The organism is Sphingomonas echinoides ATCC 14820, assembly GCF_000241465.1.
Classification (GTDB): Bacteria; Pseudomonadota; Alphaproteobacteria; order Sphingomonadales; family Sphingomonadaceae; genus Sphingomonas; species Sphingomonas echinoides.
The window spans coordinates 234,003-260,603 of sequence record NZ_JH584235.1 but is presented as its reverse complement, the minus strand read 5'-3'; the positions used below and the strand labels follow the sequence as shown (position 1 = coordinate 260,603).

Below are 26,601 nucleotides of genomic sequence, written 5' to 3'. Positions count from 1 at the left end.
GACCACCGCGCTCGCCGAATGCGAAGCCGCCATCGCCCGCATCGAAGCGGGCGATGCCGAGATCAACGCCGTCGTCGTCCGGGATTTCGACCGTGCGCGCGAGGCCGCCCGTGCGATCGACGCCGGGCCGAAGGACAGCCGCCCGCTGCTCGGCGTGCCCATGACGGTCAAAGAAAGCTTCGATGTCGCGGGTCTCGTCACTTGCTGGGGTTTCGCCGAACATGCCGATTTCATCGCCACCGAAGACGCCGTCCAGGTCACGCGCCTCAAACGCGCAGGCGCAGTCATCCTCGGCAAGACCAACATCCCGGTCGCGCTCGCCGATCTCCAGACCAACAACCCGGTCTATGGCCGTACCCGCAATCCGCACGATCCGTCGCGCGTCTCCGGCGGTTCCTCGGGCGGCGCGGCGGCGGCGCTGGCGGCCGGTTTCGTGCCCGTGGAAATCGGCTCCGACATTGGCGGCTCGATCCGCTTGCCCGCCGCATTCTGCGGCGTCTGGGGTCACAAGCCGACCTACAACGCGCTCTCCTCTTTCGGCCATAACTTCCCGAGAACACAGAGTTGTGGTGTCGCGCTCAACGTCGTCGGCCCGCTCGCGCGCGATCCCGATGATCTGGAAACGCTGTTCGGCGTCATGGGCGGCGACGCGCTGGTGCGGCCTGCGCCACGCGGCCCTGGCGACTGGAAGATCCTGCTGCTGCCCCAACACCCGCTCGCCCGCTCGCAAGCCGCGATCCAAGGCGCGATCACCACGCTCGGCGCCGCCTTCGCCGCCGCGGGCGCGCAGGTCGACGACAGCAGCGCGCTGCTACCCGATCTCGTCGCGCAGCATGGTGCCTATATCCACATGCTGCTGGTGGCGATGGCCCGCGGCGCTCCGTTGGAGGGCGGCACACCGCTCGCGCTGCCCGACTGGTTCACGCTGATCGACGCGCAAGCCAAATGCCGTCGCGACTGGGCACGGTTGTTCGCCAGCTATGACGCGGTCATCGCCCCGATCTGGGGCACCACCGCCTACCGCCACGACGATACCCCGCTCGCAACGCGGATGATCGACATCGATGGCACGCAGACGCCGATGGCGCTGCAAATGGCCTATCCCGGCCTCGCCACCTTCCCGATGCTGCCCGCGACCAGCGTGCCGATCGGCACCGACCCGGACGGACTGCCGATCGGGGTGCAGGTGATCGCCGATTATAACCGCGATTTCACCGCGATCGCCATCGCGCGCACGGCGCATGACTTGATGAGGAGCTGATCCGATGACCGACACGCTCGACACCTTCCGCCACGAAACCCGTGCCTGGCTGGAGGCGCACTGCCCGCCCGAAATGCGCCAACCCGTCCGCTCCGAAAAGGACGCCTGCTGGGGCGGTCGCAACCCGGATTTCCAGCCGGGCCAGAAGGAATGGATGGACGCCATGGCGTCGCGCGGCTGGACCGTGCCCGATTGGCCCACGGCCTATGGCGGCGGTGGCCTGTCGCCCGCCGAAACCAAGATCCTGCGCGAAGAAATGGCGGCAATAAAGGCGCGCAATCCGCTCAATTCCTTCGGCATTTCCATGCTCGGACCGGCACTGCTGAAATATGGCACCGAAGAGCAGAAGCTGGACTATCTGCCCAAGATCGCGCGCGGTGAAATCCGCTGGTGCCAGGGCTATAGCGAGCCCAATGCCGGTTCAGACCTCGCCAGCCTCGCCACCTCCGCCGAGGATGCCGGCGACCATTATATCGTCAGCGGCCAGAAGGTGTGGACCTCTTATGCCGACAAGGCCGACTGGATCTTCTGCCTCGTCCGCACCTCGAAGGAATCGAAGCAGGGCGGCATCAGCTTTCTGCTGTTCGACATGGCAAGCGAAGGTGTGTCCACCCGCCCGATCCTGCTGATCTCGGGCTATTCGCCGTTTTGCGAAACCTTCTTCGACAACGTGAAGGTGCCCAAATCGCAGCGCGTGCATGAGGAGAATAAGGGCTGGGACGTCGCCAAATATCTGCTCGGCCACGAACGCGAGATGATCTCCGGCATGGGGCTGGCAAGTACCGGCGGCAACCCATTGATTGAAGGCGCGATTGCGACCATCGGCCTCGACCATGACGGGCGCTTGGCCGACCCGCTGCTGCGCGCCGCAATCGCCGCATTCGAGGTGCGTTCACAAGCCTTTGGCGCGATGTCCGAACGCTTTATCGACGAGTTGAAAGCAGGGCGTGCCCACCCCGCCCAGCCGTCGATGATGAAATATTACGGCACCGAACTGAACAAGACCCGCCACGAACTGCAGATGGCGGCGGGCGGCTCCGATGCGCTCGAATGGGAAAGCGCGGCGTCGGGCGGTGGCCGCGAGGCGCGCGCCTGGCTTCGCACCAAGGCCAATTCGATCGAGGGCGGGACAAGCGAGGTCCAGCTCAACATTATCGCCAAGCGGATTTTGGAATTGCCCGCGTAATATCGAGCGAACCGTCACCCCGGCCTTGTGCCGGGGTCCACTTCTCCCACCAGCGGCTCGGCCCGAGGCGCGGTGGACCCCGGCACAAGGCCGGGGTGACGCATTGTTAGGACTGATACATGCCACTCTATCTGAGCGATGACCAAACGGCCCTGCAGGACACAATCCGCGATTTCGTCGCCGAGCAAGCGCCGGTCAGCCACATGCGCGCGCTCCGCGACGCCAACGACGCCACCGGCTTCAGCCGCGCGCTGTGGAAGAGCTTCGCCGAAATGGGCTTTACCGGCCTGTTGATCGAGGAAGCCGCAGGCGGCCTGGGCCTCGGCCATGTCGAAGCGGGTGTCGTGCTCGAAGAAATCGGCCGCAACCTTTCGCCCTCGCCCTTCCTCACCACCGCAGTGGCAGCCGTCGCAGCCCTCAAAGGCACAGCCCATGCCGATCGCTGGTTTCCCGGCATCCTCGCGGGCGATACCGTCGCCGCGCTCGCGATCGATGAAGCCGCCAAGCATCGCGATACGATCGCGCTGAAGGCCGAGCGCTCGGGCAATGGCTTCAAGCTGTCGGGCAAGAAGCAGTTCGTCACCCACGGCCATGTCGCGGACCTGCTGATCGTCGCCGCGCGCACCGCGGGCAATGCCGAAGATGCCGATGGCGTCACGCTCTTCGCCATCCCCAAGGGTGCCGCCGGGCTGACCGCAGCGCCAGAACGGCTCGCCGATGCCAGCCTTGCCGCGCGGCTTGAGTTCGACGGGGTCGAGGTCGATGCCGATGCGGTGATTGGCGAGGTCGATCATGGCCGTTCCCCGCTCGACCGCTTGCTCCGCGCCGGGCGCACCGGGGCGGCGGCCGAATTGCTCGGCGTGGGCGGCGGCGCAATGGATATGACGGTGGACTATCTCAAGCAACGCAAGCAATTCGGCACGCTGATCGGCAGCTTTCAGGCGCTGCAACACCGCGCCGCGCATCTCTATTCCGAAATGGAGGTGGCGCGCGCCGCCGTGCTCAAGGCGCAGCAACTGCTCGATGCCGGGTCGGAGGCAGCCGATAGCGCAGTCTCGGTCGCGAAGGCGATGACCGCAATGGCAACCACTTTGTCGGTGCAGGAAGGCGTGCAGATGCATGGCGGCATCGGCATGACCGATGCCTATGACATCGGCTTCTACATGAAGCGCGCGCGCGTGCTGGCCGAGATGTTCGGCGACGCCAATTTTCACGCGGACAAGGTCGCGCGGGCGGCGGGGTATTAACCCTTCACCCTCTCCCGCTTGCGGGAGAGGGTGGCCGAGCGTAGCGAAGGTCGGGAGAGGGCAGTCACGCGAACGGCCGATGTTTTAGGACAGCCCCTCTCCCCGCCCTCTCCCCGGAGGGGAGAGGGAGAAGAAGGAACGCATGACCGACCCCACCCCAGCCCAGCTCGCGCAGAACCTCGTCGATCTCCTGAATATCGAGGAAATCGATACCGATCTGTATCGCGGCATCCGCGGGCAAGACGGCTTCGGCCGGGTATTCGGCGGCCAGGTGATCGCCCAGGCGCTGCAAGCCGCGCAGCGCTCGACCGAGGCCCCGCGCGCCGCGCATTCGCTCCACGCCTATTTCATGCGCCCGGGTGCCGAAGATCATCCGATTCTCTACCGCGTCGTGCGCGATTTCGACGGTAAGAGCTTCTCGACCCGGCGCGTAATCGCAACGCAGCGCGGCGTGCCGATCCTCAATCTGGCATGCTCGCTGCAAATCCCCGAGGGCGGCCTGATGCACCAGGATCCGATGCCGGAGGTGCCTCCGCCCGAAGGCCTGACCAACGATCGCGATTTGCGCCTGGCGATGATCGATCGCATCCCGGAACGGTTCCGCGCCAACTTCCTGCGCCCGCGCATGGTCGAGATCCGGCCGGTGTCGCCGCGCAGCTGGCTCGATCCGGTCAAGCAAGCCCCCTTCCAAAACAGCTGGTTCCGCGTCGTCGCCCCCATCCCGGACGATCCCGCGCTGCACCGCGCCGTGCTGGCCTATGCGTCGGACATGTCGTTGCTCGGCACGGCGACCTTGCCGCATGGCGTCAATTGGCTGACGCACAAGCTGCAAAGCGCCAGTCTCGACCATGCGCTATGGCTGCATGAGGATTTTCGCGCCGACGACTGGTTGCTCTATGCCTGCGACAGCCCATGGGCCGGGCACGCCCGCGGCTTCAACCGCGGCAAAATCTTCACCCGCGAGGGGCGCCTGGTCGCCAGCGTCACGCAGGAAGGGCTGATCCGCCTACGCGAATGAATGGGCTGCCGTTCGCCCTGAGCTTGTCGAAGGGCTCTCCCCTGCGCTAGGGCGGTGCCTGGGTGAGGAGGGCTTCGACAAGCTCAGCCCGAACGGGGTTTTCGAGCGACGTTCTTCCTAAAAAAGAATGGGTTACACCGCCGTCTTGCCATAGTCCTGCCGGGTCACGGGATGGCTGCTCGACAGCCCCCCATCGACCGCAATCGCCTGCCCGTTGACATAGCTCGCCGCGTCCGATGCCAGGAACGCCGCAACCTCGGCCAGTTCCTCGGGCTGCGCGCCACGCCGCAACGGGTTCAGGCGGCCAAGCCGGTCCATCTTGCCCGCATCGCGTGCGTAATCGAAGGTCGGCTTTGTCATGCCGGTTTCGGTGAGGCCGGGACAGATCGCGTTGACGCGGACATTCGAGCCCGCAAGCTGCTGCGCGGACACCATCGCCAGATTGATCACCCCGGCCTTGGAGGCGGAATAGGCCGGCGAGCCAGCCCCCGAGCGGATGCCGGCGACGCTCGCGGTCAGCACGATCGCCCCGCCGCCGCGCTCGGCGATCTTCGGTGCAGCGTGCTTGATCGCCAGGAACGGCCCGATCAGGTTGACGCGCAGCACCTCGGTGATCAGCGCGACATCGGTATCGAAGATGTTCGCCATCCCACCGGAAATCCCGGCATTGGCGAACATGACGTCAAGACCGCCATAATATTCGCACGCCACGGTCACCGCGCGGACCACATCATCCTCGCTCCCTGCGTCGATCCGGATCGCATGCGCGGTGCCGCCCGCGCGATCGATCAGATCCGCGGTTTCCTCGACCGTTTCGGCCTGGTCGGCCACGATCACCGATCCGCCCTCGCGGGCGAACAGCAAGGCTGTCGCCCGCCCGATGCCCGATCCTGCGCCGGTGACGATGATCGATTTGCCCGTAAAACGCGCCATAGCTGCTTCTCCTAGATCGTCACGCCGCCATCGAGCACGATCGTCTGGCCGGTCATGAAGCTGCTCGCTGGCGCGGCGAGGAACACGACGGCTCCGGCGATTTCCTCGGGCTCGCCGATCCGGCGCAGCGGCACGGTCTTGTTGGCGGCCTCGATCCGCTCGGGATCTTCCCACAGCGCGCGCGCGAAATCGGTCTTGATCAGGCCGGGCGCGATGCAATTGACCCGCACATTGTCGGGCCCGAACTCATGCGCCAGGTTGCGCGCCAATTGCATGTCGGCGGCCTTGGAAATGCAATAAGCGCCGATCAGCGTCGAGCCGCGCAAGCCCCCGATCGAGGAGATGATGATGATGCTCCCGGACTTGCGGGCGCGCATTTCGGGCGCGACCATCGCGATCAACCAGTGGTTGGAGACGATATTGTTGTCGAGGATCTTGCGGAACTGCTCGTCGGCAATGCCGTCCTGCGGGCCGTAATAAGGGTTGGAGGCGGCGTTGCACACCAGCACGTCGATCTGCCCGAAGGCAGCGCGCGTCGCATCGACCAGATGCTGCAGCCCGGCCTTGTCGGAAATGTTCGCCGCAACCGCGATCGAGCTGCCTTCGCCATAGCGCGCGTTGATCTCGGCGGCGACGGCATCGCACGCCTCTTGCTTGCGGCTGGAGATCACCACCTTGGCGCCATGCTCCGCCAGTTCGAACGCGCTCGCTTTGCCAATCCCGCGCGAGGAGCCGGTGATGATGGCGACCATATTGGTCAGATCGAATTGGCTCATGCTGTTCCTCTCCCCTCACCCGTACACACGCGTGAACCGTGCGGCTTATGCGCCCGCCTTCTTTGCGAAATCCCACGCCGCCGCCGCCAGCGGCCCAACCCGCTCCGCCGTCCGCGCCGCTTGCGCGCTGGAGGCAGTGCCATCGACGATGCGTTTCTTGATCCCCTGGACGATGCCGGTCAGGCGGAACAGGCTATAGGCGAAATACCAATTGAGGTTGGGCAGCCCATCGCGCCCGGTCGCCGCGCAATAGCGCGCGACCACCTCGTCCACGGTCGGGATGCCGGTGTCGGGCCCGTCCAGTCCCTTCACGCCAGAGCGCCCCTCGGGCTCGGTCACCCAATTCATCAGGAAATAGGCGATGTCGGCCAGCGGATCGCCCAGCGTCGACAATTCCCAGTCGAGCACCGCCGCAACGCGCGGCGCATCGGGTGCAAAGATCATATTGTCGATGCGGAAATCGCCATGGACGATCGACGTGCGCGTCTGCTCGGGCAGGGTCGCGGGGAGCCAAGCGATCAGCGCCTCGACCGCTGGCATATGTTCGGTTTCGGACGCGCGATATTGCTTGGTCCAGCGCGCGACCTGGCGCTCGAAATAATTGCCGGGGCGACCATAATCGCCAAGTCCTGCAGCGACATAGTCGGTGTTGTGCAGAGCCGCCAGCGTATCGACCATCGCATCGTAATGCGCGCGCCGCTCGACCGGGGTCATGCCCGGCAGCGCGCCGTCCCACAGGCTGCGCCCCTCGACCAGTTCCATCACATAGAACATCGATCCGATAACGCTCGGATCCTCGCACAACCCGAACGGTGTCGGCACCGGGAAACCCGTCGGATGGAGCCCCGCGATCAGCCGATATTCGCGGTCCACGGCATGCGCGGAGGGCAATAGCTTGCCGAACGGCTGGCGCCGCAGGACATAGCTTTTCCCAGACACATCAACGCAGTATGTCGGGTTTGATTGACCACCTTTGAACTTCGACAGCCTGACCGGACCATCGATTTCGGGCATATGCCCCTTCATCCACGCCGCCACCGCGCCCGCATCGATCGTGTCGTCCGCAGGCACCGGGATCGTGCCAACCATCGTGAGATCCGCGCTATCGACCATCACGCAAACTCGATGACCGAGCGTACCGTGTCCCCGGTGCGCAACTTCGCCAGCGCCTGATTGACATCACCGAGCACGATCCGCTCGGCCACCATGGTGTCGAGATCCAGCTTGCCGTCGAGGTACAGTTGCACCAGCCGCGGCATATCGATCGGGAAACGGGTCGACCCCAGCAGCGACCCTTGCAATTTCTTGCCCGTCAGGAAGGTCGGCCCGGCGATCTTCACTTCGCCGCCCGGCGCGATCATGCCGAGGATCGTCGCGGTGCCGCCGCGCCGCAGGATCGTCCAGGCGAGTTCGGCAGTGTTGGGCCGCCCGACCGCCTCGATCGCATAATCCACCCCGCCCCCGGTCATCCCGGCGACCCTCTTCGCCAGATCAGGATCGTTCGAATCGAGCGTGTGCGTAGCACCCAGCTTCTCCGCCAGAGCGCGCTTATCGGCCACGGGGTCGATCGCGATGACCTGCCCCGCGCCCGCAATTTTGGCGGCGTTGATGGCGGCAAGGCCGATCCCGCCACAGCCGATCACCGCCACGCTTTCGCCAGGCCGCACCCGACTGTCATTGAAGATCGCCCCCGCCCCGGTAATCACCGCGCAACCGAGCAAGGCCGCGCGATCCAGCGGCATCTCCTTGCTGATCGCGACACAGGCATTTTCATGCACCAGCATCATCTCGGCAAAGGCCGAGAGATTTAGGAACGGTGCCAAAGGCGTGCCGTCCTGCAGGCTCAACCGTGGCGGTGCGCCCTTCGCGCGTCGGGTCGAAGGGTCGATGCACAACGACGGTCGCCCGCTGACGCAAAATTCGCAGGCACCGCAGAAGACGGTGAAGAAGGTGATGACATGATCGCCGACCTTCAGATGCGCAACGTCGGAGCCAACCGCCTCGACGATCCCGGCCGCTTCATGCCCCGGCACCGTCGGCATCGGGTGCGGAAACGCCCCGTCGACGAAATGCAGGTCGGACCGACAGACGCCGCAGGCAACGGTGCGGATCAGCACTTCGCGTGGGCCCGGATCGGAGACGGCAATGTCCTCGATCACCAAGTCCGCCTTGGGCGTGTAAAGGACGGCGGCTTTCACCGGGAAACCGCCAGATCGCCGCTCGATGGCCGATCCGCCTTGAATTCAGCGTATTTGCCGAACTCGTTGCGCGCGATCGCGCGGTTGTGGACTTCATCCGGGCCATCCGCGAAGCGCAGCGTGCGCATCGCGGCCCAATCGTGCGCCAAGTGGAAATCGCTGGAAACACCGGCACCGCCATGCGCCTGAATGGCGTCGTCGAGGATCTGCAGCGCCATATTGGGGGCCTGCACCTTGATCATCGCGATTTCGAGCTGGGCGGATTTGTTGCCCGCTTTGTCCATCATGTCGGCAGCCTTCAGGCAGAGCAGCCGCGTCATCTCAATGTCGATGCGCGCGCGCGCGATGCGTTCCTCCCACACGCTATGGTCGGCGATCCGCTTGCCGAAGGCGACGCGCGACAACAGGCGCTTGGCCATCGCCTCGATCGCGGTTTCCGCCGTCCCGATCGTGCGCATGCAATGGTGAATGCGCCCGGGCCCGAGCCGCCCCTGCGCAATCTCGAAGCCGCGCCCCTCGCCCAGCAGCACGTTCTCCACCGGCACGCGCACATCTTTCAACACCACTTCGCCATGGCCATGCGGCGCGTGGTCATAGCCGTAGACCGACAGCATCCGCTTGATCGTCACGCCCGGCGCATCCATCGGGACCAGCACCTGGCTCTGCTGGCTGTGGCGCGATGCGTCGGGGTTGGTCTTGCCCATGGTGATGGCGATCTTGCAGCGCGGATCGCCCACGCCGGACGACCACCATTTGGTGCCGTTGATGACATATTCGTCGCCATCGCGCACGATCGAGGTCTCGATATTGGTCGCGTCCGAAGAGGCAACCGCCGGCTCGGTCATCAGGAACGCAGAGCGGATCTCGCCGTTCATCAGCGGCCGCAACCACCGCTCCTTTTGTTCGCGCGTGCCGTAGCGATGCAGCACCTCCATATTGCCGGTATCGGGGGCCGAGCAGTTGAAACATTCGCTCGCCCAGCCGACCTTGCCCATCTCCTCGGCGCATAACGCATATTCGAGATTGGTCAGTTGGGTGCCTTCGAACACGAAGCTGTCATCGACATGGCTTTGCCCCGAATGCGGTGGCATGAAGAAATTCCACAGGCCCGCCGCCTTGGCCTTTTCCTTCATCTCTTCGATCACGGGAATGACCTTCCAGCGCTCGCCCGCGTCGTGTTGCGCGTCAAATTCGGCTTGGCGCGGGCGGATTTGCTGGTCGATGAACCCCTTCACGCGGTCCCGAAAATAGGTTTCGCGTTCGCTGAAGCTGAAGTCCATCTGCGCTCTCCGATCTTGCTATCGGATCGTTGGTTAGACCGTACCGCGTATTCGGTAAAGCGTCTTTGGCGCTCAAAATGCGGGGAATGCCGCAGCCAACAAAAATGACTGTTTCTTCTAAAAGATGATGTTACAGTTTCCGGCATGGAGGCCCCCGACACGATTCCGCCCGAGGAAGACACCAGCACCAAGCGCTTTCGCGCCAAGCGCGACGCGATTCTGGCGGCCGCGGCCGAAGCGATCAACGAACAGAGCGCGAAGGGCATGACCTTCGCCGATGTCGCGCGCCGCGTCGGCCTCAATACCACCAGCGTCACCTATTATTTCAAGCGCAAGGAAGATCTGGCGGCGGCGTGTTTCGAGCATACACTCGACCGCCTGCTGGGCATGCTTGAGGAGTCGCTCGCCGAGCCGACGCCCCGCGCCCGAGTCGCGAAATATCTGTCGCTCAATATGGCGCGGCTGGCCCGGATTCAGCGGGGCGAGGAGACATCCTTCGCGATTCTGTCGGATCTGCGCGCGATGGAGGAGCCCGTGCTCGGTCGGCTGATGGCGGGCTGGCGCGAAGTGTTCCGCAAGACCCGCAGCCTGTGGGGCCCGACTACCAATCGCGCGCAGACCGATCTGCACGGCGGGCGGGCGCATGTGCTGCTGGAAAACACCTTCTGGCTGCCGGTGTGGCTCAACCGCTATGACCTGGATCAATATCCGCGCGTCGAGGAGCGTCTGATGGACGTGTTCGCGCACGGCATTGCCGGCCCGAACGAACGATGGTCGCCCGAATTGATCGACCTAGCCCATGACGAGCCAGAGCCAGGCCGCGAGGCCTTCCTGCTCGCGGCGACGCGGCTGATCAATCAGCTGGGTTATCGCGGTGCCTCGGTCCAGAAAATCGCGTCCGAACTGAACGTGACCAAGGGCAGTTTCTATCACCATCTCGATGCCAAGGACGATCTGGTACTGGCCTGCTATAAGCGCAGCCTCGACACCGTCGCCGATGCGCAGCGCCTCGCCGATGAGCGCGGCGGCAGCCATTGGGATCGCCTTTCCGGCACGATCGCAACCTTGCTCGACGTCCAGTTCTCCGAACGTGGCCCCTTGCTTCGCACCACCGCGCTCTCCGGCCTGCCCTCGCAGGCGCGACTTGCGATGGTCGATCGTTCGAACCGGATCGCGCGCCGCTTCGCCGGCACGATGAGCGATGGCATTGCGGAGGGTTCGATCCGTCCGGTCGACCCGCTGATCGCCGCGCAAGCGCTGATGGCGATGCAGAACGCCGCCTTCGATATGCGCAAATGGGCACACACGATGTCCCGCGAGCGCGCGATCGGCTATTATGCCTCGACGCTGGCGTTCGGCTTGTTCGACGACCGGATTTTGGACACGTAAGTTCCTTCTACCCTTCCCCGGCACACGCCGGGGCCCAGTTGAAATGGCGGAGGTAGCGGCATTGCCCTCGCTCCCGGTCGTTTCGATACCGGGCCCCGGCCCTCGCCGGGGAAGCACTCAGATTGATCAATGCTGGAGCATCACATGGCCGAAATGGCGCGTTTTGATTGGGCCGACCCCTTCTTCCTCGACGACCAGCTTGAGGACGATGAACGCATGATCCGCGACTCCGCGCGCGCTTATGCGCAGGACAAGCTCGCACCCCGCATCATCGACGCTTTTCAGCACGAAATCACCGATCCCGACATCTTCCGCGAGATGGGCGCGCTTGGCCTGCTCGGGCCGACGGTGCCCGAGGAATATGGCGGTGTGGGTGCCTCCTATGTCGCTTACGGTCTCGTCGCGCGCGAGGTCGAACGCGTCGATTCGGGCTACCGCTCGATGATGTCGGTCCAGTCGAGCCTCGTCATGTACCCGATCCTCGCCTACGGATCGGAAGAACAGAAGCGCACATATCTACCCAAGCTCGCCACCGGCGAGTGGATCGGCTGCTTTGGCCTGACCGAGCCCGATGCAGGCTCCGACCCCGGCAGCATGACGACGCGCGCGAAGAAGGTCGATGGCGGTTATCTGCTGTCGGGCGCGAAAACGTGGATCTCCAATTCGCCCATCGCCGACGTGTTCGTCATCTGGGCCAAGTCGGAAGCGCATGGCGATGGCATTCGCGGCTTCATCGTCGAAAAGGGTGCCAAGGGCCTCGCCACGCCGAAGATCGAGGGCAAATTGTCGCTCCGCGCCTCGATCACCGGCATGATCCTGATGGACGAAATCGAACTCAGCGACGATGCTTTGCTGCCCAATGTGCAGGGTCTTAAGGGCCCGTTCGGCTGCCTCAACCGCGCGCGTTATGGCATAAGTTGGGGCGCACTGGGTGCGGCAGAATTCTGCTTCCACGCCGCCCGCCAATATGGGCTCGATCGAAACCAGTTCGGCACCCCGCTCGCCGGGCGTCAGTTGTACCAGAAGAAGCTGGCCGACATGGAGACCGAAATCGCGCTCGGCTTGCAGGCTTCCCTGCGCGTTGGTCGCCTGATGGATGCGGGCAAGTTTGCGCCGGAAATGATCTCGATCGTAAAGCGCAACAATGTCGGCAAGGCGCTCGATATCGCCCGCAACGCCCGCGACATGCACGGCGGCAATGGCATTTCCGGCGAATATCAAGTGATGCGCCACCTGATGAACCTGGAAACGGTCAACACCTATGAGGGCGCACACGACGTCCACGCGCTGATCCTTGGCCGCGCGATCACCGGGATCGCCGCGTTCTAAGGTCATACAGGAGAGACTCTATGGCATCCCCGCCCCTCGCCGGACTTCGCATCCTCGAAATGGCGGGGATCGGGCCGGGGCCGTTCTGCGGGATGATGCTCGCCGATCATGGCGCGGAGGTGATCCGCGTCGAGCGCCCTGGTGCCAGTGGTCTGACCGAGGCTGCACGCGACCCATTGTTACGCTCGCGCCGGACGATCACGCTCGATCTGAAGAAGCCCGAGGCGATCGCCGCCGTCCGGCGCATCGCCGCAACCTGCGACGGACTGATCGAGGGCTTTCGGCCGGGTGTGATGGAGCGGCTTGGCCTAGGGCCGGAGGCGCTGCTCGCCGATAATCCCAAACTCGTTTATGGCCGCATGACCGGCTGGGGCCAGACCGGACCGCTAGCCAACGAGCCGGGCCACGACATCGACTACATCGCGATTTCGGGCACGCTGCACGCGCTGGGCGAAGCCGGGCGTAAGCCAGTCGCGCCGATGAATTTGGTCGGCGATTTCGGCGGAGGCGGGATGATGCTGGCCTTCGGCATGCTCGCCGCCATCCTGAGCGCGCAAGCGACGGGCCTGGGACAAGTCGTCGATTGCGCGATGACCGAGGGCTCGGCCGTGTTGACCAGCATGATCTGGGGGTTCCGCGCCATGGGCCGCTGGAGCGGAGAGCGCGGCACCAACCTGCTCGATGGCGGCGCGCATTTCTACGACACCTATGAAACCGCCGATGGCAAATGGATCGCGGTCGGGGCGATCGAACCGCAATTTTACGCGGCGTTGCGCCGGGTTATGGGACTGGACGGGGCCGAGTGGGATGCGCAATTCGCGCCCGCCCTGTGGCCGAAATTGAAGGCAGACCTCGCCGAACGCTTCAAACACCGCACCCGCGATGCCTGGATCGCCGCGTTCGCGGGGCACGAAGCCTGTATCGCCCCGGTGCTCGGCTTCGACGAGGCGGTGGCGCATCCGCACAACGTCGCGCGCGGCGCGTTTGTCACTACCGACGGCGTGACTCAGCCCGCTCCAGCGCCGCGTTATTCGGTCAGCGCGACAGTGCCCCCGCGCATGGCGGGCGCACCCGACGGGGCCGCGATCCTGGCCGAGGCAGGCTTCACCCCAGCCGAGATCGCAGCGCTGCGCTTTTGAACTCAGGCGTCGGCATATTGGGGTGCGGGCCGCGCGGCGTAAACGCCGAACGCGCAGATCACCACATAGCACGCCACCGGAATAAGCAGCGCAAGCGTCAGGCTTCCGCTCGCGTCCGCCAACGTTCCGGTCGCCAGGGGCAGCACGGCACCCCCGAAGATCGCAACGTTGATGATTCCCGATCCATCTGCCGCACGTGCGCCGAGCCCTTCACAGGCAAGACTGAAGATCGTCGGGAACATGATGGCGTTCATCAGCCCGACCGCCAGCAGGCTGTACCCCGCGACCGCCCCCGTTGTGTAGCTCGAGATCAGGATGAGCGCGACCGCACCGACGGCGACGCCCGCCAGGACCTTGCCCGGGTTAACGACACGCAACACCGCAGACCCGACAAACCGGCCGATCATCGCCCCGCCCCAGTAAAACGGGATCATCTTGCCAGCGCTGGTGATGTCGAGGTTCATGACGCCAGGCTGTTTGAGGTAGTTCACGATCAGCGAGCCGATCGACACTTCCGCACCGACATAAAGGAAGATACAAAGCGCGCCGAGCGCGAAGCGCGGACGTTGCATCAGGTCGTTACCGTACAACCAGATTACCGGTGCCAGCAAGATGAGGACCAACCCGATCCAAGCCTGCACCTCCACGGCGACGACCGCACCGAGCGCGGCCAGAGCCAGGCCCGCGCCGTAGCGCGTGGCACCGACAAGGGGCTTGTCTTTCGCAGCATGGGCATCGTGCGGCAGCCGATTGCGAAACAGCCAGACTGCGGCCGCGACGACAGCCAGCGCAACCGCCAGACCGAGATAGCCACGAACGATCGCGCCGCTTTCCGCCGTGCGATACGCATCCAGCGCCGCGCCGGTCAGGTCCGACGCCGAAATCTTGGAAAGGCTCCCCAAAATGATGATGGCGCCTGCATACGGAAAGATCGTCGTGCCGAGCGAATTGAACGCCTGGGCGAAGGTCAGACGGCTGGATGCGGTTTCGGCTTTGCCGAGCAGGCTGATCAGCGGATTGGCCACGATCTGGACCAGCACCACGCCCGCCGCCAGGATGAAGAGGGCGAACAGGAAAAGCGCATACGTCGCTGTGCTAGACGCCGGAATGAACAGCAGGCAGCCAACCAACATCGTCACCAGCCCGGCGACCGCGCCGCGCATATAGCCGATCCGCTTGACCAGCGCCGCCCCCGGAATGCCGATCAAAAGATAAGCGGTGAAGAAGCAGAACTGAACGAGCATCGCCTGCGTGTAGGTGAGCGTGAACAACTCCTTCAGCTTGGGGATGATGACATCGTTCAAGCTGGTGATGCCGCCGAAGATGAAGAACAAGGCGAACACGAACACCTGCAGATCGGGCGCATTCACGCCCTTGTTGGCGATGTTGTCGGCATCCTGCGGTGTGTTGGCGGCGTTGATGTGCATGCGATCCTCTCCCGGCCGCTAACGCGCCGTTTCCTGCTCGCCGCCCCCATGCCCGGACCAAGCCGGGTCTGGCAATCCCCCGGGCTCTGGCAATCCGGTAAATCTCATGCGATACCGACCCTAGAAAAAAAAGACCCGGATTAGGAGAGTCCGCCATGGCCACCGCAATCCTTCGTACCGCGAAGATGTCCGAAGCCGAATGGGCGACGCGACAGGAACTCGCCGCCTGCTATCGCGTGTTCGCGATGCTCGGCTGGTCGGAAATGATCTACAACCACATCACGCTGAAAGTGCCCGAGGAAGAGGGTGCCTTCCTGATCAACCCATTCGGCCTGCATTTCAGCGAGGTCACCGCCTCCAGCCTGGTCAAGATCGATATTGACGGCAACAAGCTCGACGACAGCCCCTATCCGGTCAATCGCGCTGGCTTTGTGCAGCACGCGCTGTTCCATCGCCATTTGCCCGATGCGCATTGCATCATGCACACCCACACCACGGCGGGCATGGCAGTGAGCTCGCTTGAGGGGGGCTTGCGCGCCACCAACTTCTACGCCTGCAATTTTGCCGGGCAAATCGCCTATCACGATTTCGAAGGCGTGACGGTCCGCGACGAGGAAGGCTCCCGCCTGCTTGAACATCTCGGCGACAAGCGCGTCATGCTGCTCAAGAACCACGGGATCCTCGTCATGGGCCGGACCCTGCCCGAGGCGTTCATCAAACATTGGTCGCTGCAGCGCGCCTGCGAAATTCAGATCGCGACGATGTCGATGGGCACGCCGATCGAGGTGTCGCCAGAGGTGATCGCAGTGCATCAGCGCGATTTGCACATGGCGCAGGTACCAGGCGGGCCTGGCAAGGCCGATTTCGACGCGATGGTGCGCCTGGTCGACAAGATCGATACCGGCTGGCGCGCCTGAGGCGTCAGCCGAAGCGATAGCCCGAGACCGCCCAGCCGAGCACATGATCGGCATAATCGCGCACGGCCGGGCCATCGCCGCCCGCGCCGAGCGCGACCATCAGCGGCAGCAGATGCTCGGCCTCTGGATGCGCAAAGCGGGCGTGGGGCAGCGCCTCCCACGCCGCTACTTTGGCCGCCCGCGAGGCTGGATCGGGATCGGTCACCGCCGCCGTAAGAGCAGCATCCCATGCGTCCGCGACCGCCGTCACTTGCGGGCCGCGCGCACGCAAATTGTGGAAGCTCATGCCAGAGCCGACGATCAGCACGCCTTCGTCGCGCAGCGGTGCCAGCGCACGGCCGATCGCAATGTGAACGGCAGGGTCCAGATCGGCGCGCAGCGAAAGCTGCACCAGCGGGATATCCGCATCCGGCACCGCCACCATCATCGGGATGAACACACCGTGATCCCAGCCGCGCGTCGAATCTTCCTTTGTCGCAAACCCAGCGTCCTCAAGCAGCGCCACCGCGCGCCGCGCCACGGCGGGGCTGCCGTGCGATGGCCAGTCGAGCCGATATGTATGCTCTGGAAAGCCGTAATAATCGAACAGCATGGGATGCCCGTCGCCGCCATTGACGGTCAGTTCCGGCTCTTCCCAATGCCCCGATACCATCAGGATGGCGCGCGGTCGCTCGGGTAGCGATGCGATCACCCCGGCCAGATAGGCCTGCATCGGCCGCCACATCGGGTCGGGTGGTCCGCCCGCCGGATCCATGAAGAAACAGGGGCCGCCGCCATGCGGGATGAACAGGGTGGGAAGCGTCATGAGGGTTATATCGCCCGCCCCTCCCCGCCCGACAATCGCAGGACGGGAAACGACCCGTTTCGTACCGACACATCTTGGCCTATCGTACCGACATGACCCGCTTCACCGTCAACAATCAGCCCGTTCAATATAAGATGGACCCGAACACGCCGTTATTATGGGCGCTGCGCGATGCCTCCAACCTTACCGGCACGAAATATGGCTGTGGCAATGGCGAGTGCGGGGCGTGCACCGTCGACATCGATGGCGAAGCCGTGCGAGCGTGCCAACGCACGATCGGCGCGATCGAGGGGAGTTTTGTCACCACGATCGAGGGCCTGTCGCGCGATCGCACGCATCCGGCGCAAATGGCGTTCCTCGCCAAGAACGTGCCGCAATGCGGCTTTTGCATTCCGGGCATGATCATGGCGACGGCGGCGCTGCTCAAGAAAAACCGCAACCCAAGCGAGGATGACATCCGCGCCAGCATCACCAACCTGTGCCGCTGCGGCATCTATCCGCGCCTGGTCGAAACGGTGCTGCTGGCGGCAAGCGTGCAGCGCGGCGACGAGACGATCGACGCCCCGCCATCCCCCGGCATTTCCCCAACCGACGCGGCGCGCGAAGTTCCGGCGCTGATCCCGCGAAGTAAATAATACCTTTCGCAAAGCTGTCAGCCCAATTCAGCGACGGCTCATCGACACTGGACCATATAGGGTTCAACGACCGGACATGGCGTCTGGACGAAGAGAAGGATGTTTTGATGCGCAAGTCTTTGCTCGCCGCAATCATGGCGGCCTCGGCGCTGATCCCGGCGGCGGCGATGGCGCAGGAAGGTGCCGACCGGCCGCATCGCGGCGAGGGTCAGGGCCAACGCGAAGGTCGCCCGCAACGCCCGGCGATGATCGGAGACGAAGGTCGCCCGCAATGGCGGCGTCCGGAGGGCCAGCCGGCCGGGCAAGCGCCGGTTGCCCGTCCGCCTGCACCCCAGCCGCAAGCGCAACCGCAACCGCAAGCACAACCGCAACCGTCTCAGCCCCCACGGTGGGATGGCCGCGGCGATCGGGGTGGACGTCCCGATGGCCAATTTGGTCGACCCGGTTTCCGTCCGGGCTTTGGCAATGATCGCGGCGACCGGCCTCAGGGCCAGCCGCCACGGCAACCCGATCGCCCGCCGTTTGACGGTCGCCCTGGCTTCAATGGGGGACCAAATGGTGGTCGACCGGCCTTTGACGGACCGCAGCCTGGCCGCGACCCACGCGACGGTGGCGGCTTGCAACCCGGGCGGTGGGACCATCGCGGCAATGATGGTCGCGGCGGCGATTGGCGCGGTGACCGGCACGATGGCGGTCCTGGCTACAATAACGGCTGGAACAACAACGGTAATCGCGGCTGGAATCGCGACTGGCGGCGGGACAACCGGTATAATTACAACTATTACCGGATCCAGAACCGCAACATTTACCACCTGCCCCGTTATTACGCTCCCCCGGGCTGGGGCTATGGCTATCGCCGTTTCTCGATCGGCTTTACGTTAAACTCGTTCCTGTACGACCAGGATTATTGGATCGACGACGCCGATTATTATCGGCTGCCGCCGGCCTACGGGCCCTATCGCTGGGTGCGCTATTATAATGACGCGCTGCTCGTCGATATCCGCACCGGCTATGTCGTCGATACGGTGTACGACATTTTCTGGTAACCACACGATCAGGGGCCGCAAACCAGGGTTTGCGGCCCCTCTTTTTTCGAGTTGTTTTTTCGAGCGCGCACGGCAAAGTCCCGCGCCATGGCTCTGTTTGCAAAGAAACCCGGCGGCCCCTCGCCTGTGCGCCGCCTGGTCGGCGAATCCGTTTCCCGTCGGCTCGATGCCAATCCGGCCGTGAAGCGCGCCAAGGTCGACGAAGCGCAGATTTTCTATCACCCCGATTTCCTCGATGCCGCGACCTGTGACCGGCTGGTGGCGCTAATCGACGCCAATCGCCGCCGCTCGACCGTCTTGGCCGAGGAATCGGTGCAGGATTTTCGCACCAGCGACAGTTGCGACATGGATCGCTGGTCGCCCGACGTCCGCCCGACCGATGAGGCGATTGCCGATCTGCTTGGCATCGATCCCGTCCACGGCGAAACGATGCAAGGGCAGCGTTATGCGGTCGGCCAGCATTTCCGCGCACATTTCGACTATTTCAACGAAGCCCAGGCCTATTGGCCCAAGATGGTGGAAACCGGCGGCCAGCGCACCTGGACGGCGATGATCTACCTCAACGATGTCGAGGAAGGGGGCGCGACATGGTTCCCCACCATCGGCATCCGCGTCGCCCCGAAAAAGGGCTTGCTGCTCACCTGGAACAACATGAAGCCCGATGGCGACCGCAACACCGCCACGCTGCACGAAGGCATGCCGGTGGTTCAGGGGACCAAATACATCGTCACCAAATGGTTTCGCGAGGGCAATTGGATCAAGGCGTGATCGATCCGCTTATTCGCTGATCCGCACGCTCCTGTGCCCCCCGTCTGCCAGGATCTGCGCCTCGGTAAAGGGCAAATGGTGGAACCGCTTCGCCGAAAATTCGCGGGTCTGGTCGCCGAAATGGGGCGATGCCGGATCGGTCGACTGCGAATAGCTGAGCAGCGCGTCCGCCACCGGCCCTACCGTGTCGAAGGTGACAATCTGAACGTAGCTTGACCCATGCTTCGGCACGATCCCGCCCGGAACGGGGTCCGATTGCTGGACGTTGAGCACGCCCAATTGCCCGGACGCGCCGTGGATCGGGATATGGTCCTGCCCGCGCACCGCGAACTGGACGTCGCCCCAGCGCGCGTCGAGCGCGATGCCCTGCTTTGCCAGCGTAGCCGCCGCCGCCTTCAGCGCGGCGAGCAGTTTCGCCCCTTTCGCCCCGCTCGTCACGAAATCGCGCGGCGTGTGGACGGGATCAGCCTTGTCGAACGGCACCGCCCACAGCCCCGGCAGGGACCGCACGCCCTCCCAGAAGGTCGCGAACAGATACGCGCCGCGGCTATCGAGATTGAAGCGCCGGTCCCACCCGCCCAGCGCCGCGCACGCCGCCGCCACATCCTCCTGCCCGCGACACAAAGCCAGCAGCGGGTCCACCGCGAGTTCAGCCGCCAGACTCTTATTGGCAAAGGCCATCGCTTCGGCGGCGGCGGGATCAACCTTGGTGCCCGGCAATCCATCGCTGCCGCTCAGCCGCCGATCGATCTCGATCAGGCCTGAACGCGTCCGCAGCGTCCGCTCGCTCTCGGTCGTGCCGAGGATGGGCGAGCGGATCAAGGCAGGCACCTTGGGGTTGCTCAGCCAATAACTGTCGTTGCTGTTGGCGACATAGTCCTGGCGTTCCAGCACTGCCTGGTCGCGCGCGGGCATTAGCCCGGCGACCGGCGTGCCCGTAGCGCGATCCCAATCGCAGGCCGAGCGACTGCCATCCAGCAAAATGAGCTTGCCCTTCAGCACTGCCGATAGCGGCATCCCGCACGCGCGCACTTTGTCTGCCGATACGTTGGGCACGGCCGTCACATCGGCATGGAGGGCATTTCCGGCGCGGTCGGCGGCGATGGTGTTGACCCACGGAATGCCCAGCGTCCGCTCGACCGCCGCGCGCACCTCGCCCACGCTGCGCGCTTGCCCGATCGCCACCCACGTTTCCAGCGCGCGCTGGTTGTTGTGGTTGGCATCGCGCAGCGCATACGCCTGCGTCTTGGTCCAGCCGAACCCGGCCAGCGGATTGTAGACAATCGGCCCGTAACGCGTCGCATAGGTGGTGCGTTCTACCGGCGGAGCGCCATCCGGCATGGGCACCGAGATCACCTGTCGCCGCATCGCCTCGCTCTTGCCATCGACCAGATATTTGGTCGGGTCAGCGGGATCGAGCTTGAGCTGGAACACCGTGAAATGCTGCGCCGCCGTAACCGTATGCGTCCAGGCGACATCCTTGTTGAAGCCAAGCGTGACCACCGGCGCGCCGGCGATCCCTACCCCCATCGCATCATACTGGCCGGGCAAGGTCAGGTGCATTTCATAGAAGCGCGACGGCCCGTTCCACGGAAAATGCGGGTTTCCGACAACAAGGCCGCGACCGTTGGCGGTGACGTCCTTGCCGAAGGCCCAGCCGTTGCTGCCAAAACCAATGTCGCGTTGCCGCAGCGGGTCTTCACCGGGAACCAGCGCAGCCTGCGCCGCGCCGGGCGGCACCGCGTGGACAACCAGTGGTGCCAACGCCAGCGAGCTCGCCAGCAACATCTGCTTTTCGTTCAGCCGCAGCATGTCATCAAGCGTGATCGGGCGCACCCAGCCCTTGCCCCGGCAGGCGCTCGGCACACCCGCTGGACCGATGTCGCGCAACAGCTTGTTATATCCGGCAACATAGCCGCGCACGAGCGCACGCGTGGTGGGATTGCCGCGCGCCATGCCCGCCCGGAGCGTCGGCACATCGATCACCGAACGGAAGAAGACATCCGACGACAGATTGTCGATCTTGTCGAAGCCGAGCACTGCGCTCTCCTTCGGCCCGAACCAGCGGGATCGCTCGCCCGCGACAGTGGCGAACTCCTCGGCGAGCATGCACAGATTGTCCTGCGCATAAGCATAAGCGACGCCGTAGCCGAGGCCACCCCAGGTGGTCGCGCGGATATGCGGAATGCCGAAGGTCGTGCGGGTAATCGTCGCGGCGTAATGCGCCGGGGCCGGGGCCGCCGAGACGGGCGTCGTCGCCAACAGCGCCACTCCCAATGCCGTGCTCGCCAGATACCGCATCGTCCGTCCTCCCCCTATTTTCAGATAGTCGTCGCACAGCGCGTTCGCCCGGTCCAGCGGCCCGATGATTTGCGCGAAGGCGACATCGGCGTAGGAGGGCGGCAATGAACACCGTCCTCAACATCACCCGTTCGATTCTTGGCCAGCCGTGGCGCTGGCGCATGCTGGAGACCGACGCACGCGACCCCGGCTTCGCGCCCGACGATCTCGTCACGCAATTGCTGCTGGCGCGCGGCTGCCCGCGCGAGGCGCTGGCGGCGCACAAGGCCCCCAGCATCCGCGCCTTCATGCCCGATCCGTCGATCTTCCGCGACATGGACCGCGCCGCCCACCGCCTTGCCGACGCGGTGCAAGCAGGCGAGCAGGTCGCGGTGTTCGGCGATTATGACGTCGATGGTGCCACCTCGGCGGCGCTGATGATCCTGCTGTTGCGCGAGCTCGGCCTGGAGGCGCGGCCTTATATCCCGGATCGGTTGATGGAGGGCTATGGCCCGTCCGGCCCGGCGCTGGTGCGCCTGAAGGACGAGGGCGCGAGCCTCATCATCACCGTTGATTGCGGCGCGCAGGCGTTCGAAGCGCTGGAGATGGCGCGCGTCGCGGGTGTCGACGTGGTGGTGGTCGATCATCACAAATGCGCGAGCGCCCTGCCCCATGCGCTTGCCTTGGTGAACCCCAATCGGCTCGACGAGACCGAGGGGTCGGCGCATGGCCATCTCGCTGCGGTCGGCGTCGCCTTTCTGCTCGGTGCCGCGCTGATCCGCACACTGCGCACGCGCGGTTTTTTCACCGATCGTCCTGAGCCGAAATTGCTCGATCTGCTCGATCTGGTGGCCCTCGGCACCGTCGCCGATGTCGCCTCGCTCAAAGGCCTCAACCGCGCCTTCGTCGCACAAGGGCTGAAGGTGATGGCCAAGCGCGGCAATATCGGGATCGACGCGCTGCTCACCGCCTCGCGGCTCACCCGCGCGCCGACCAGCACCGACCTTGGCTTCGCGCTCGGGCCGCGCATCAATGCCGGCGGGCGCGTCGGCAAGTCCGATCTCGGCGTCCGCTTGCTCACCACGCGCGACCCCGGCGAAGCCGAGCGAATTGCGACCGAGCTGGACCAGCTCAACGAAGAACGTCGCGCGATAGAGGGCATCGTGCAGGAAGCCGCCGAAACGCTCGCCGCGCACAAGAGCAACCGCGCGGTGATCGTCGTTGCCGGGCATGGCTGGCACCCCGGCGTGATCGGCATCGTGGCTGGACGCCTGAAGGAGAAGTTCGGCCGCCCTGCGCTCGTCATCGCGCTTGACGATGCGGGCGTCGGCAAGGGCTCGGGGCGGTCGATCCCCGGCGTCGATCTGGGGGCCGCCGTGCTCGCGGCGAAAGAGGCCGATTTGCTGGTGGCAGGCGGCGGCCATGCGATGGCCGCGGGCCTGACGATTGCCGAGGACCGCATCGACGCCTTTGGCGACTTTCTGAGCGAGCGCCTCGACGCCGCCGTCACCCGCGCGATGGGCGACCGCGCCTTGCTGCTCGACGCCGTGCTGAGCGCGCGCGGCGTGACGCCCGATCTGGTGACGACGATGGAGGCCGGCGGCCCCTATGGCATGGGCTGGCCGCAACCGCGCGTGGTTGCAGGGCCGGTCCGCATCCTCAAAGCCGATGTGGTCGGCAACGGCCATGTCCGCGCGATCGTCAGCGGCGATTGCCCGGGCGGCGGCGGCGGCACGCTGAAGGCGGTCGCCTTCCGCCAGGCCGAGACCGCGCTTGGCCAGGCCTTGCTGGGGGCCGCCCCGCACCGCCGCCTGTGGCTGGCGGGCCGCGCACGGATCGACGATTGGGGCACCCGCCCCGCCGCCGAACTGCACATTGATGACGCCGCCTGGGCCGATTGATTTCAACAAATGCGACACAATGGGTTGACCAACCCGTCCGCTTTGCCTAACCGGCCCTTCGCTCCCGAGCATTCGGGCACGGCCCCTTCGTCTAGCGGTTAGGACGCGGCCCTTTCACGGCTGAAGCACGGGTTCGATTCCCGTAGGGGTCACCAGATACGCCAAAACTGGCGGAACCGGCGGTTTTCCTGTCATTAAGGTCTCGGCGAGTACACCAAACGGGTACACCGGAGATAGGGAATGACGAGGATCAAGGGACTGTGGGAAGATCCGCGCAGCGGTATCTTTTATCTCCGCCGCAAGGTGCCGGAGGCGCTGCGTCCGCTGTTCAACTGCGGCGAACTCTACAAGGTGACGCTCCGAACGTCGGACCGGCGCGAGGCCGAGAAACGACTGGCGATCGAGAACGGCGAGTTCGAGAAAAAGATCGCCGCGTTTCGGGAGACGCTCAAGAATCAGGGCAGCGGTGCACTGACGGCCGATGAAGCACAGGCATTGGTCGAGCGCCACCTCACGCGGCGGTCTGGTACAGGCTTTGCGTCAGGCGGTCTCGACGTGGCATTCATTTTGCGCGAGCTCGACGACGCGGTCGCCGATATGGCCGGTGAACGGCTGCCGACCGCACAGTCGATGACCGCTGACGATTGGATCGCGTACCGCAAGCGTGTGGCGGGCAGCGACACCGACGACGAGCTGTCGGACGAGACGATCGCGCGGCTGGAGGCGGAAATCGCAATCAGCCATCGGGCCGTTGGCGATCGCTGGTTCGACTATCAGCGCCGCACGCCGCGTCGGCGATGGCGTCCCCTGCTCGCCGAGCAAGTGACGGCGCTCAAGCGACAGATCAGCCTCGCCGAAGGCAACGTGCCCGGCATCGACGAACCGCTTGCCGACGCGATCGCCGCAGCGTTGGCGTCGCCTGAAGTGCGTGATCAAACTCCGCGCGCAGAATCGTTGCGGCGCCGACCGAACGCTTCGCGCGCTCGACCCGACATGAAACTTCGCGACCTGGCGGTCGAGTGGAAGGCGAAGCGCAAGCCCACGCTCAAGATGCAAGCGGCCGCCGACAAGGCGGTCGCCGACTTTACCAGCTATCTTGGCGACATTGGGATCGGCGAGATCACGGCCGACGATTGTTTCGAATATCGCGACGCGGTCGCGCTGATGCCCAAGAGCATGCCACGGGCGCACCGCAAGCTGGCATTCGTCGATCAGCATGCGCTCTACGCGCGGCGTGGCGATCTCGATCGCGTCATGCCGGCGTCGATCAAGAAGTATCTGGGTGCGATCCAGGCGCTGCTCGGGTTCGCGTTCCAGGAACGCTATATCCCAGCCAACGTGGCCGCCGGCATCAAGGTCGAGGGCTATTCTAAGAAGGGCGACCGGCGCCCCTTCACCAAGGACGAGTTGGCCAAGCTGTTCAAAGACCCGCTGTTCACGCAGCCGTGGTCGGTTGCCCACAGCAAATCAGCAGTCTCCGACATCACCCTTCGTTGGCTGTTTCTGCTCGGTCTGATGACCGGCGGTCGCATCGAAGAGCTGGGACAGGTCCTGCTGACGGACGTGAAAACCGAGCTGCGCGTCCATTATATCGACGTCACCGACTATGTTGATCCCGATGTTGAGACTGAGCAGAACCGCGTAAAGACGGAAGGGTCGCGCCGGGTCCTGCCGCTCCATTCCAAGCTCATCGAACTCGGCTTCATGGATTATGTCGAGCGGCAGCGTGCGACCGGCGGATTACGACTGTTCCCCGATCTCAGGGCCGACAAGCTCGGGGTCAAGACCAAGGAAGCGAGCCGCCGCGCCGCCCGCGTAATCGATCAGGCGGTCAGCAAGGATCCGCGGATCGTGTTCTACAGCTTCCGGCATACGTTCAAGGATCTGTGCCGCGACGCTGACATTCCCAAGGACGTACACGACCAATTGACCGGCCATGCGCCGGCCGACGTGGGTGGCGGCTACGGGTTCGGGCGCGCGGTTGCCAACCTTCACCATCACATCAAGCGGCTCAAACTCGGGTTCATCGATTGGACTGCAATTGAGAGCGCCGCGCGCACTTGAGGAAGTACTTGTAATCAGTCTTTTAGTACGAGACACGAATGACGCGGATGTTTTTCCGCTGAGTCGAGACGCCTGTCGATCCAGCAGCGCCTGGTTTGGCCGAGTCGATGATAACCGCGCCTGACGCGACGCGTTTACGTTTGCCGAGATCGACATCGGCAAACGCCCTTTCAAATAGCTGAGTGAGGGTCATCGGCCATGCGCCGTAGGCTCGCGATACTCTGCGATCCGTAGTCTGCGGGGTCGTCGTTGCCGTGTCGGCAGGTGGCCTCGCCATGAAGAGGTAAGCAATGATGGACGATTATGTACAAGTGCCGTTTGGCGACGATCTCGCCCCCGGGGGATTCGATCTGGTCGAGTTCGCCGACAACCCGGAGCCGAGGTGCGCTTGCGTGTTGCTGCTGGACATCTCTGGTTCGATGGACGGCGAGCCCATCGCGGCGCTGAACGCGGGCATGCTGCAGTTCGCGAACGACGTTCGCGAGGACAGCCTCGCGGCCAAGCGCCTCGAAATCGCCGTCGTGACGTTTGGCGGCACCGTCGAGGTCGTCGCCGAGTTCGGGTCGGCTAAAGACTTCTACCCGCAGCCGCTCAAGGCCAAGGGCAGCACGCCGATGGGTCAGGCGATCAACACCGCGATCGATCTGGTGGCGGCGCGCCAGCAGCAGTATCGCAGCGCCGGTATCACGCCGTACCGGCCGTGGATCTTTATGATCACCGACGGCGCGCCGACCGACAGCTGGGATCGTGCCGCGCGCCGCGTCGAGGAGGGGGAGCGGCGCAAGAGCTTCTCGTTCTTCGCGGTCGGCGTGGCTGGCGCGGATACGGCCACGCTCGCCAATATCTCGGTCAGCGCGCCGGTGATGCTGCGCGGGCTCGCCTTCGGCACCATGTTCCGGTGGCTGTCGAGCTCGCTCTCGGCGGTGTCTCGCTCGACCACCGGCCAGGCGGTGACGCTGACCAACCCGGCTGGCCCCGCCGGCTGGGCGTCGATCGTCTAAG

At 64.7% G+C, this 26,601-nt stretch carries 23 protein-coding genes and 1 tRNA gene; 15 read left to right on the top strand and 9 right to left on the bottom strand.

What is annotated here, in order from left to right; genetic code table 11:
- The 4 genes from ON00_RS00970 to ON00_RS00955 form a co-directional block, all read left to right on the top strand.
- The coding region (locus ON00_RS00970) for an amidase family protein (RefSeq protein ID WP_010402553.1) at window positions 1–1,261 on the top strand (1,261 nt) is incomplete at its 5' end.
- 4 nt (window positions 1,262–1,265) lie between these two features.
- A complete protein-coding gene (locus tag ON00_RS00965) occupies window positions 1,266–2,447 on the top strand; it encodes an acyl-CoA dehydrogenase family protein (protein ID WP_010402551.1) in 1,182 nt (393 codons plus the stop codon).
- 119 nt (window positions 2,448–2,566) lie between these two features.
- Window positions 2,567–3,694, top strand: coding sequence for an acyl-CoA dehydrogenase family protein (locus ON00_RS00960; protein WP_010402550.1), 1,128 nt, complete (start codon window positions 2,567–2,569; stop codon window positions 3,692–3,694).
- A 142-nt stretch (window positions 3,695–3,836) separates the two neighbouring features.
- Entirely contained in the window at window positions 3,837–4,712 is an 876-nt protein-coding gene (locus ON00_RS00955; protein ID WP_010402548.1) for an acyl-CoA thioesterase, read from the top strand.
- A gap of 132 nt (window positions 4,713–4,844) precedes the next feature.
- On the opposite strand, the gene ON00_RS00950 is transcribed toward ON00_RS00955, so the two are convergent.
- From ON00_RS00950 to ON00_RS00930, 5 genes are read right to left on the bottom strand one after another with little or no spacing between them, the layout of a single operon-like run.
- On the bottom strand, window positions 4,845–5,645 hold the full coding sequence (locus tag ON00_RS00950) for an SDR family NAD(P)-dependent oxidoreductase (protein ID WP_010402547.1): 801 nt from the start codon (window positions 5,643–5,645) through the stop codon (window positions 4,845–4,847).
- A gap of 11 nt (window positions 5,646–5,656) precedes the next feature.
- The gene (locus tag ON00_RS00945) at window positions 5,657–6,421 is read right to left on the bottom strand and encodes an SDR family NAD(P)-dependent oxidoreductase (protein WP_010402545.1); all 765 of its coding nucleotides are present in this window, start codon (window positions 6,419–6,421) and stop codon (window positions 5,657–5,659) included.
- Window positions 6,422–6,466: 45 nt separating this feature from the next.
- Entirely contained in the window at window positions 6,467–7,534 is a 1,068-nt protein-coding gene (locus ON00_RS00940) for a phosphotransferase family protein (protein WP_010402543.1), read from the bottom strand.
- The gene (locus ON00_RS00935) at window positions 7,534–8,619 is read right to left on the bottom strand and encodes a Zn-dependent alcohol dehydrogenase (RefSeq protein WP_010402541.1); all 1,086 of its coding nucleotides are present in this window, start codon (window positions 8,617–8,619) and stop codon (window positions 7,534–7,536) included. The genes ON00_RS00940 and ON00_RS00935 overlap by 1 nt, the downstream gene beginning before the upstream one ends.
- Window positions 8,616–9,899: an acyl-CoA dehydrogenase family protein gene (locus ON00_RS00930; RefSeq protein WP_010402540.1), complete on the bottom strand. Its 1,284-nt coding sequence runs from the start codon at window positions 9,897–9,899 to the stop codon at window positions 8,616–8,618. Before ON00_RS00930 ends, ON00_RS00935 begins: the two co-directional genes overlap by 4 nt.
- 144 nt (window positions 9,900–10,043) lie before the next feature.
- Between ON00_RS00930 and ON00_RS00925 the strand changes: the two genes are divergently transcribed.
- The 3 genes from ON00_RS00925 to ON00_RS00915 all read left to right on the top strand — a co-directional run bounded on the left by ON00_RS00925 (window position 10,044) and on the right by ON00_RS00915 (window position 13,756).
- Complete coding sequence (locus tag ON00_RS00925) at window positions 10,044–11,288, top strand: TetR/AcrR family transcriptional regulator (protein ID WP_010402537.1); 1,245 nt, start codon at window positions 10,044–10,046, stop codon at window positions 11,286–11,288.
- 144 nt (window positions 11,289–11,432) lie between these two features.
- Window positions 11,433–12,617, top strand: a complete 1,185-nt coding sequence (locus tag ON00_RS00920) for an acyl-CoA dehydrogenase (protein WP_010402535.1) — start codon at window positions 11,433–11,435, stop codon at window positions 12,615–12,617.
- A gap of 20 nt (window positions 12,618–12,637) precedes the next feature.
- Window positions 12,638–13,756, top strand: a complete 1,119-nt coding sequence (locus ON00_RS00915; RefSeq protein ID WP_010402533.1) for a CaiB/BaiF CoA transferase family protein — start codon at window positions 12,638–12,640, stop codon at window positions 13,754–13,756.
- 2 nt (window positions 13,757–13,758) lie between these two features.
- On the opposite strand, the gene ON00_RS00910 is transcribed toward ON00_RS00915, so the two are convergent.
- Window positions 13,759–15,183, bottom strand: a complete 1,425-nt coding sequence (locus ON00_RS00910) for a sugar MFS transporter (RefSeq protein WP_010402531.1) — start codon at window positions 15,181–15,183, stop codon at window positions 13,759–13,761.
- 155 nt (window positions 15,184–15,338) lie between these two features.
- On the opposite strand from ON00_RS00910, the gene ON00_RS00905 reads away from it, so the two are divergent.
- Entirely contained in the window at window positions 15,339–16,100 is a 762-nt protein-coding gene (locus ON00_RS00905) for a class II aldolase/adducin family protein (protein WP_010402529.1), read from the top strand.
- A 4-nt stretch (window positions 16,101–16,104) separates the two neighbouring features.
- Here the strand turns inward: ON00_RS00905 and ON00_RS00900 are convergent, their stop codons facing one another.
- A complete protein-coding gene (locus ON00_RS00900) occupies window positions 16,105–16,905 on the bottom strand; it encodes a DODA-type extradiol aromatic ring-opening family dioxygenase (RefSeq protein WP_010402528.1) in 801 nt (266 codons plus the stop codon).
- A gap of 92 nt (window positions 16,906–16,997) precedes the next feature.
- Between ON00_RS00900 and ON00_RS00895 the strand changes: the two genes are divergently transcribed.
- From ON00_RS00895 to ON00_RS00885, 3 genes are all read left to right on the top strand, one after another.
- Window positions 16,998–17,540, top strand: coding sequence for a (2Fe-2S)-binding protein (locus tag ON00_RS00895; protein WP_029622312.1), 543 nt, complete (start codon window positions 16,998–17,000; stop codon window positions 17,538–17,540).
- A gap of 107 nt (window positions 17,541–17,647) precedes the next feature.
- Window positions 17,648–18,586, top strand: coding sequence for an RcnB family protein (locus tag ON00_RS00890; RefSeq protein WP_010402525.1), 939 nt, complete (start codon window positions 17,648–17,650; stop codon window positions 18,584–18,586).
- 87 nt (window positions 18,587–18,673) lie between these two features.
- On the top strand, window positions 18,674–19,354 hold the full coding sequence (locus tag ON00_RS00885; RefSeq protein WP_010402524.1) for a prolyl hydroxylase family protein: 681 nt from the start codon (window positions 18,674–18,676) through the stop codon (window positions 19,352–19,354).
- Window positions 19,355–19,363: 9 nt separating this feature from the next.
- Here ON00_RS00885 and ON00_RS00880 read toward each other — a convergent pair whose 3' ends face one another.
- A complete protein-coding gene (locus ON00_RS00880; protein ID WP_010402523.1) occupies window positions 19,364–21,760 on the bottom strand; it encodes a penicillin acylase family protein in 2,397 nt (798 codons plus the stop codon).
- Here ON00_RS00880 and recJ point away from each other — a divergent pair.
- The 3 genes from recJ to ON00_RS00865 all read left to right on the top strand — a co-directional run bounded on the left by recJ (window position 21,760) and on the right by ON00_RS00865 (window position 25,599).
- Window positions 21,760–23,535, top strand: a complete 1,776-nt coding sequence (gene recJ / locus ON00_RS00875; protein ID WP_010402521.1) for a single-stranded-DNA-specific exonuclease RecJ — start codon at window positions 21,760–21,762, stop codon at window positions 23,533–23,535. The genes ON00_RS00880 and recJ overlap by 1 nt on opposite strands.
- An 80-nt stretch (window positions 23,536–23,615) precedes the next feature.
- Window positions 23,616–23,690, top strand: a tRNA-Glu gene (locus ON00_RS00870).
- An 85-nt stretch (window positions 23,691–23,775) separates the two neighbouring features.
- The gene (locus tag ON00_RS00865; RefSeq protein WP_010402520.1) at window positions 23,776–25,599 is read left to right on the top strand and encodes a site-specific integrase; all 1,824 of its coding nucleotides are present in this window, start codon (window positions 23,776–23,778) and stop codon (window positions 25,597–25,599) included.
- A 22-nt stretch (window positions 25,600–25,621) separates the two neighbouring features.
- Here ON00_RS00865 and ON00_RS20445 read toward each other — a convergent pair whose 3' ends face one another.
- The gene (locus ON00_RS20445; RefSeq protein WP_154651251.1) at window positions 25,622–25,792 is read right to left on the bottom strand and encodes a hypothetical protein; all 171 of its coding nucleotides are present in this window, start codon (window positions 25,790–25,792) and stop codon (window positions 25,622–25,624) included.
- Between the two features lie 118 nt (window positions 25,793–25,910).
- On the opposite strand from ON00_RS20445, the gene ON00_RS00860 reads away from it, so the two are divergent.
- Window positions 25,911–26,600 (top strand): vWA domain-containing protein, encoded by a 690-nt coding sequence (locus ON00_RS00860; RefSeq protein ID WP_245535512.1) that lies wholly within the window; start codon window positions 25,911–25,913, stop codon window positions 26,598–26,600.
- Window position 26,601: the final 1 nt, after the last annotated feature.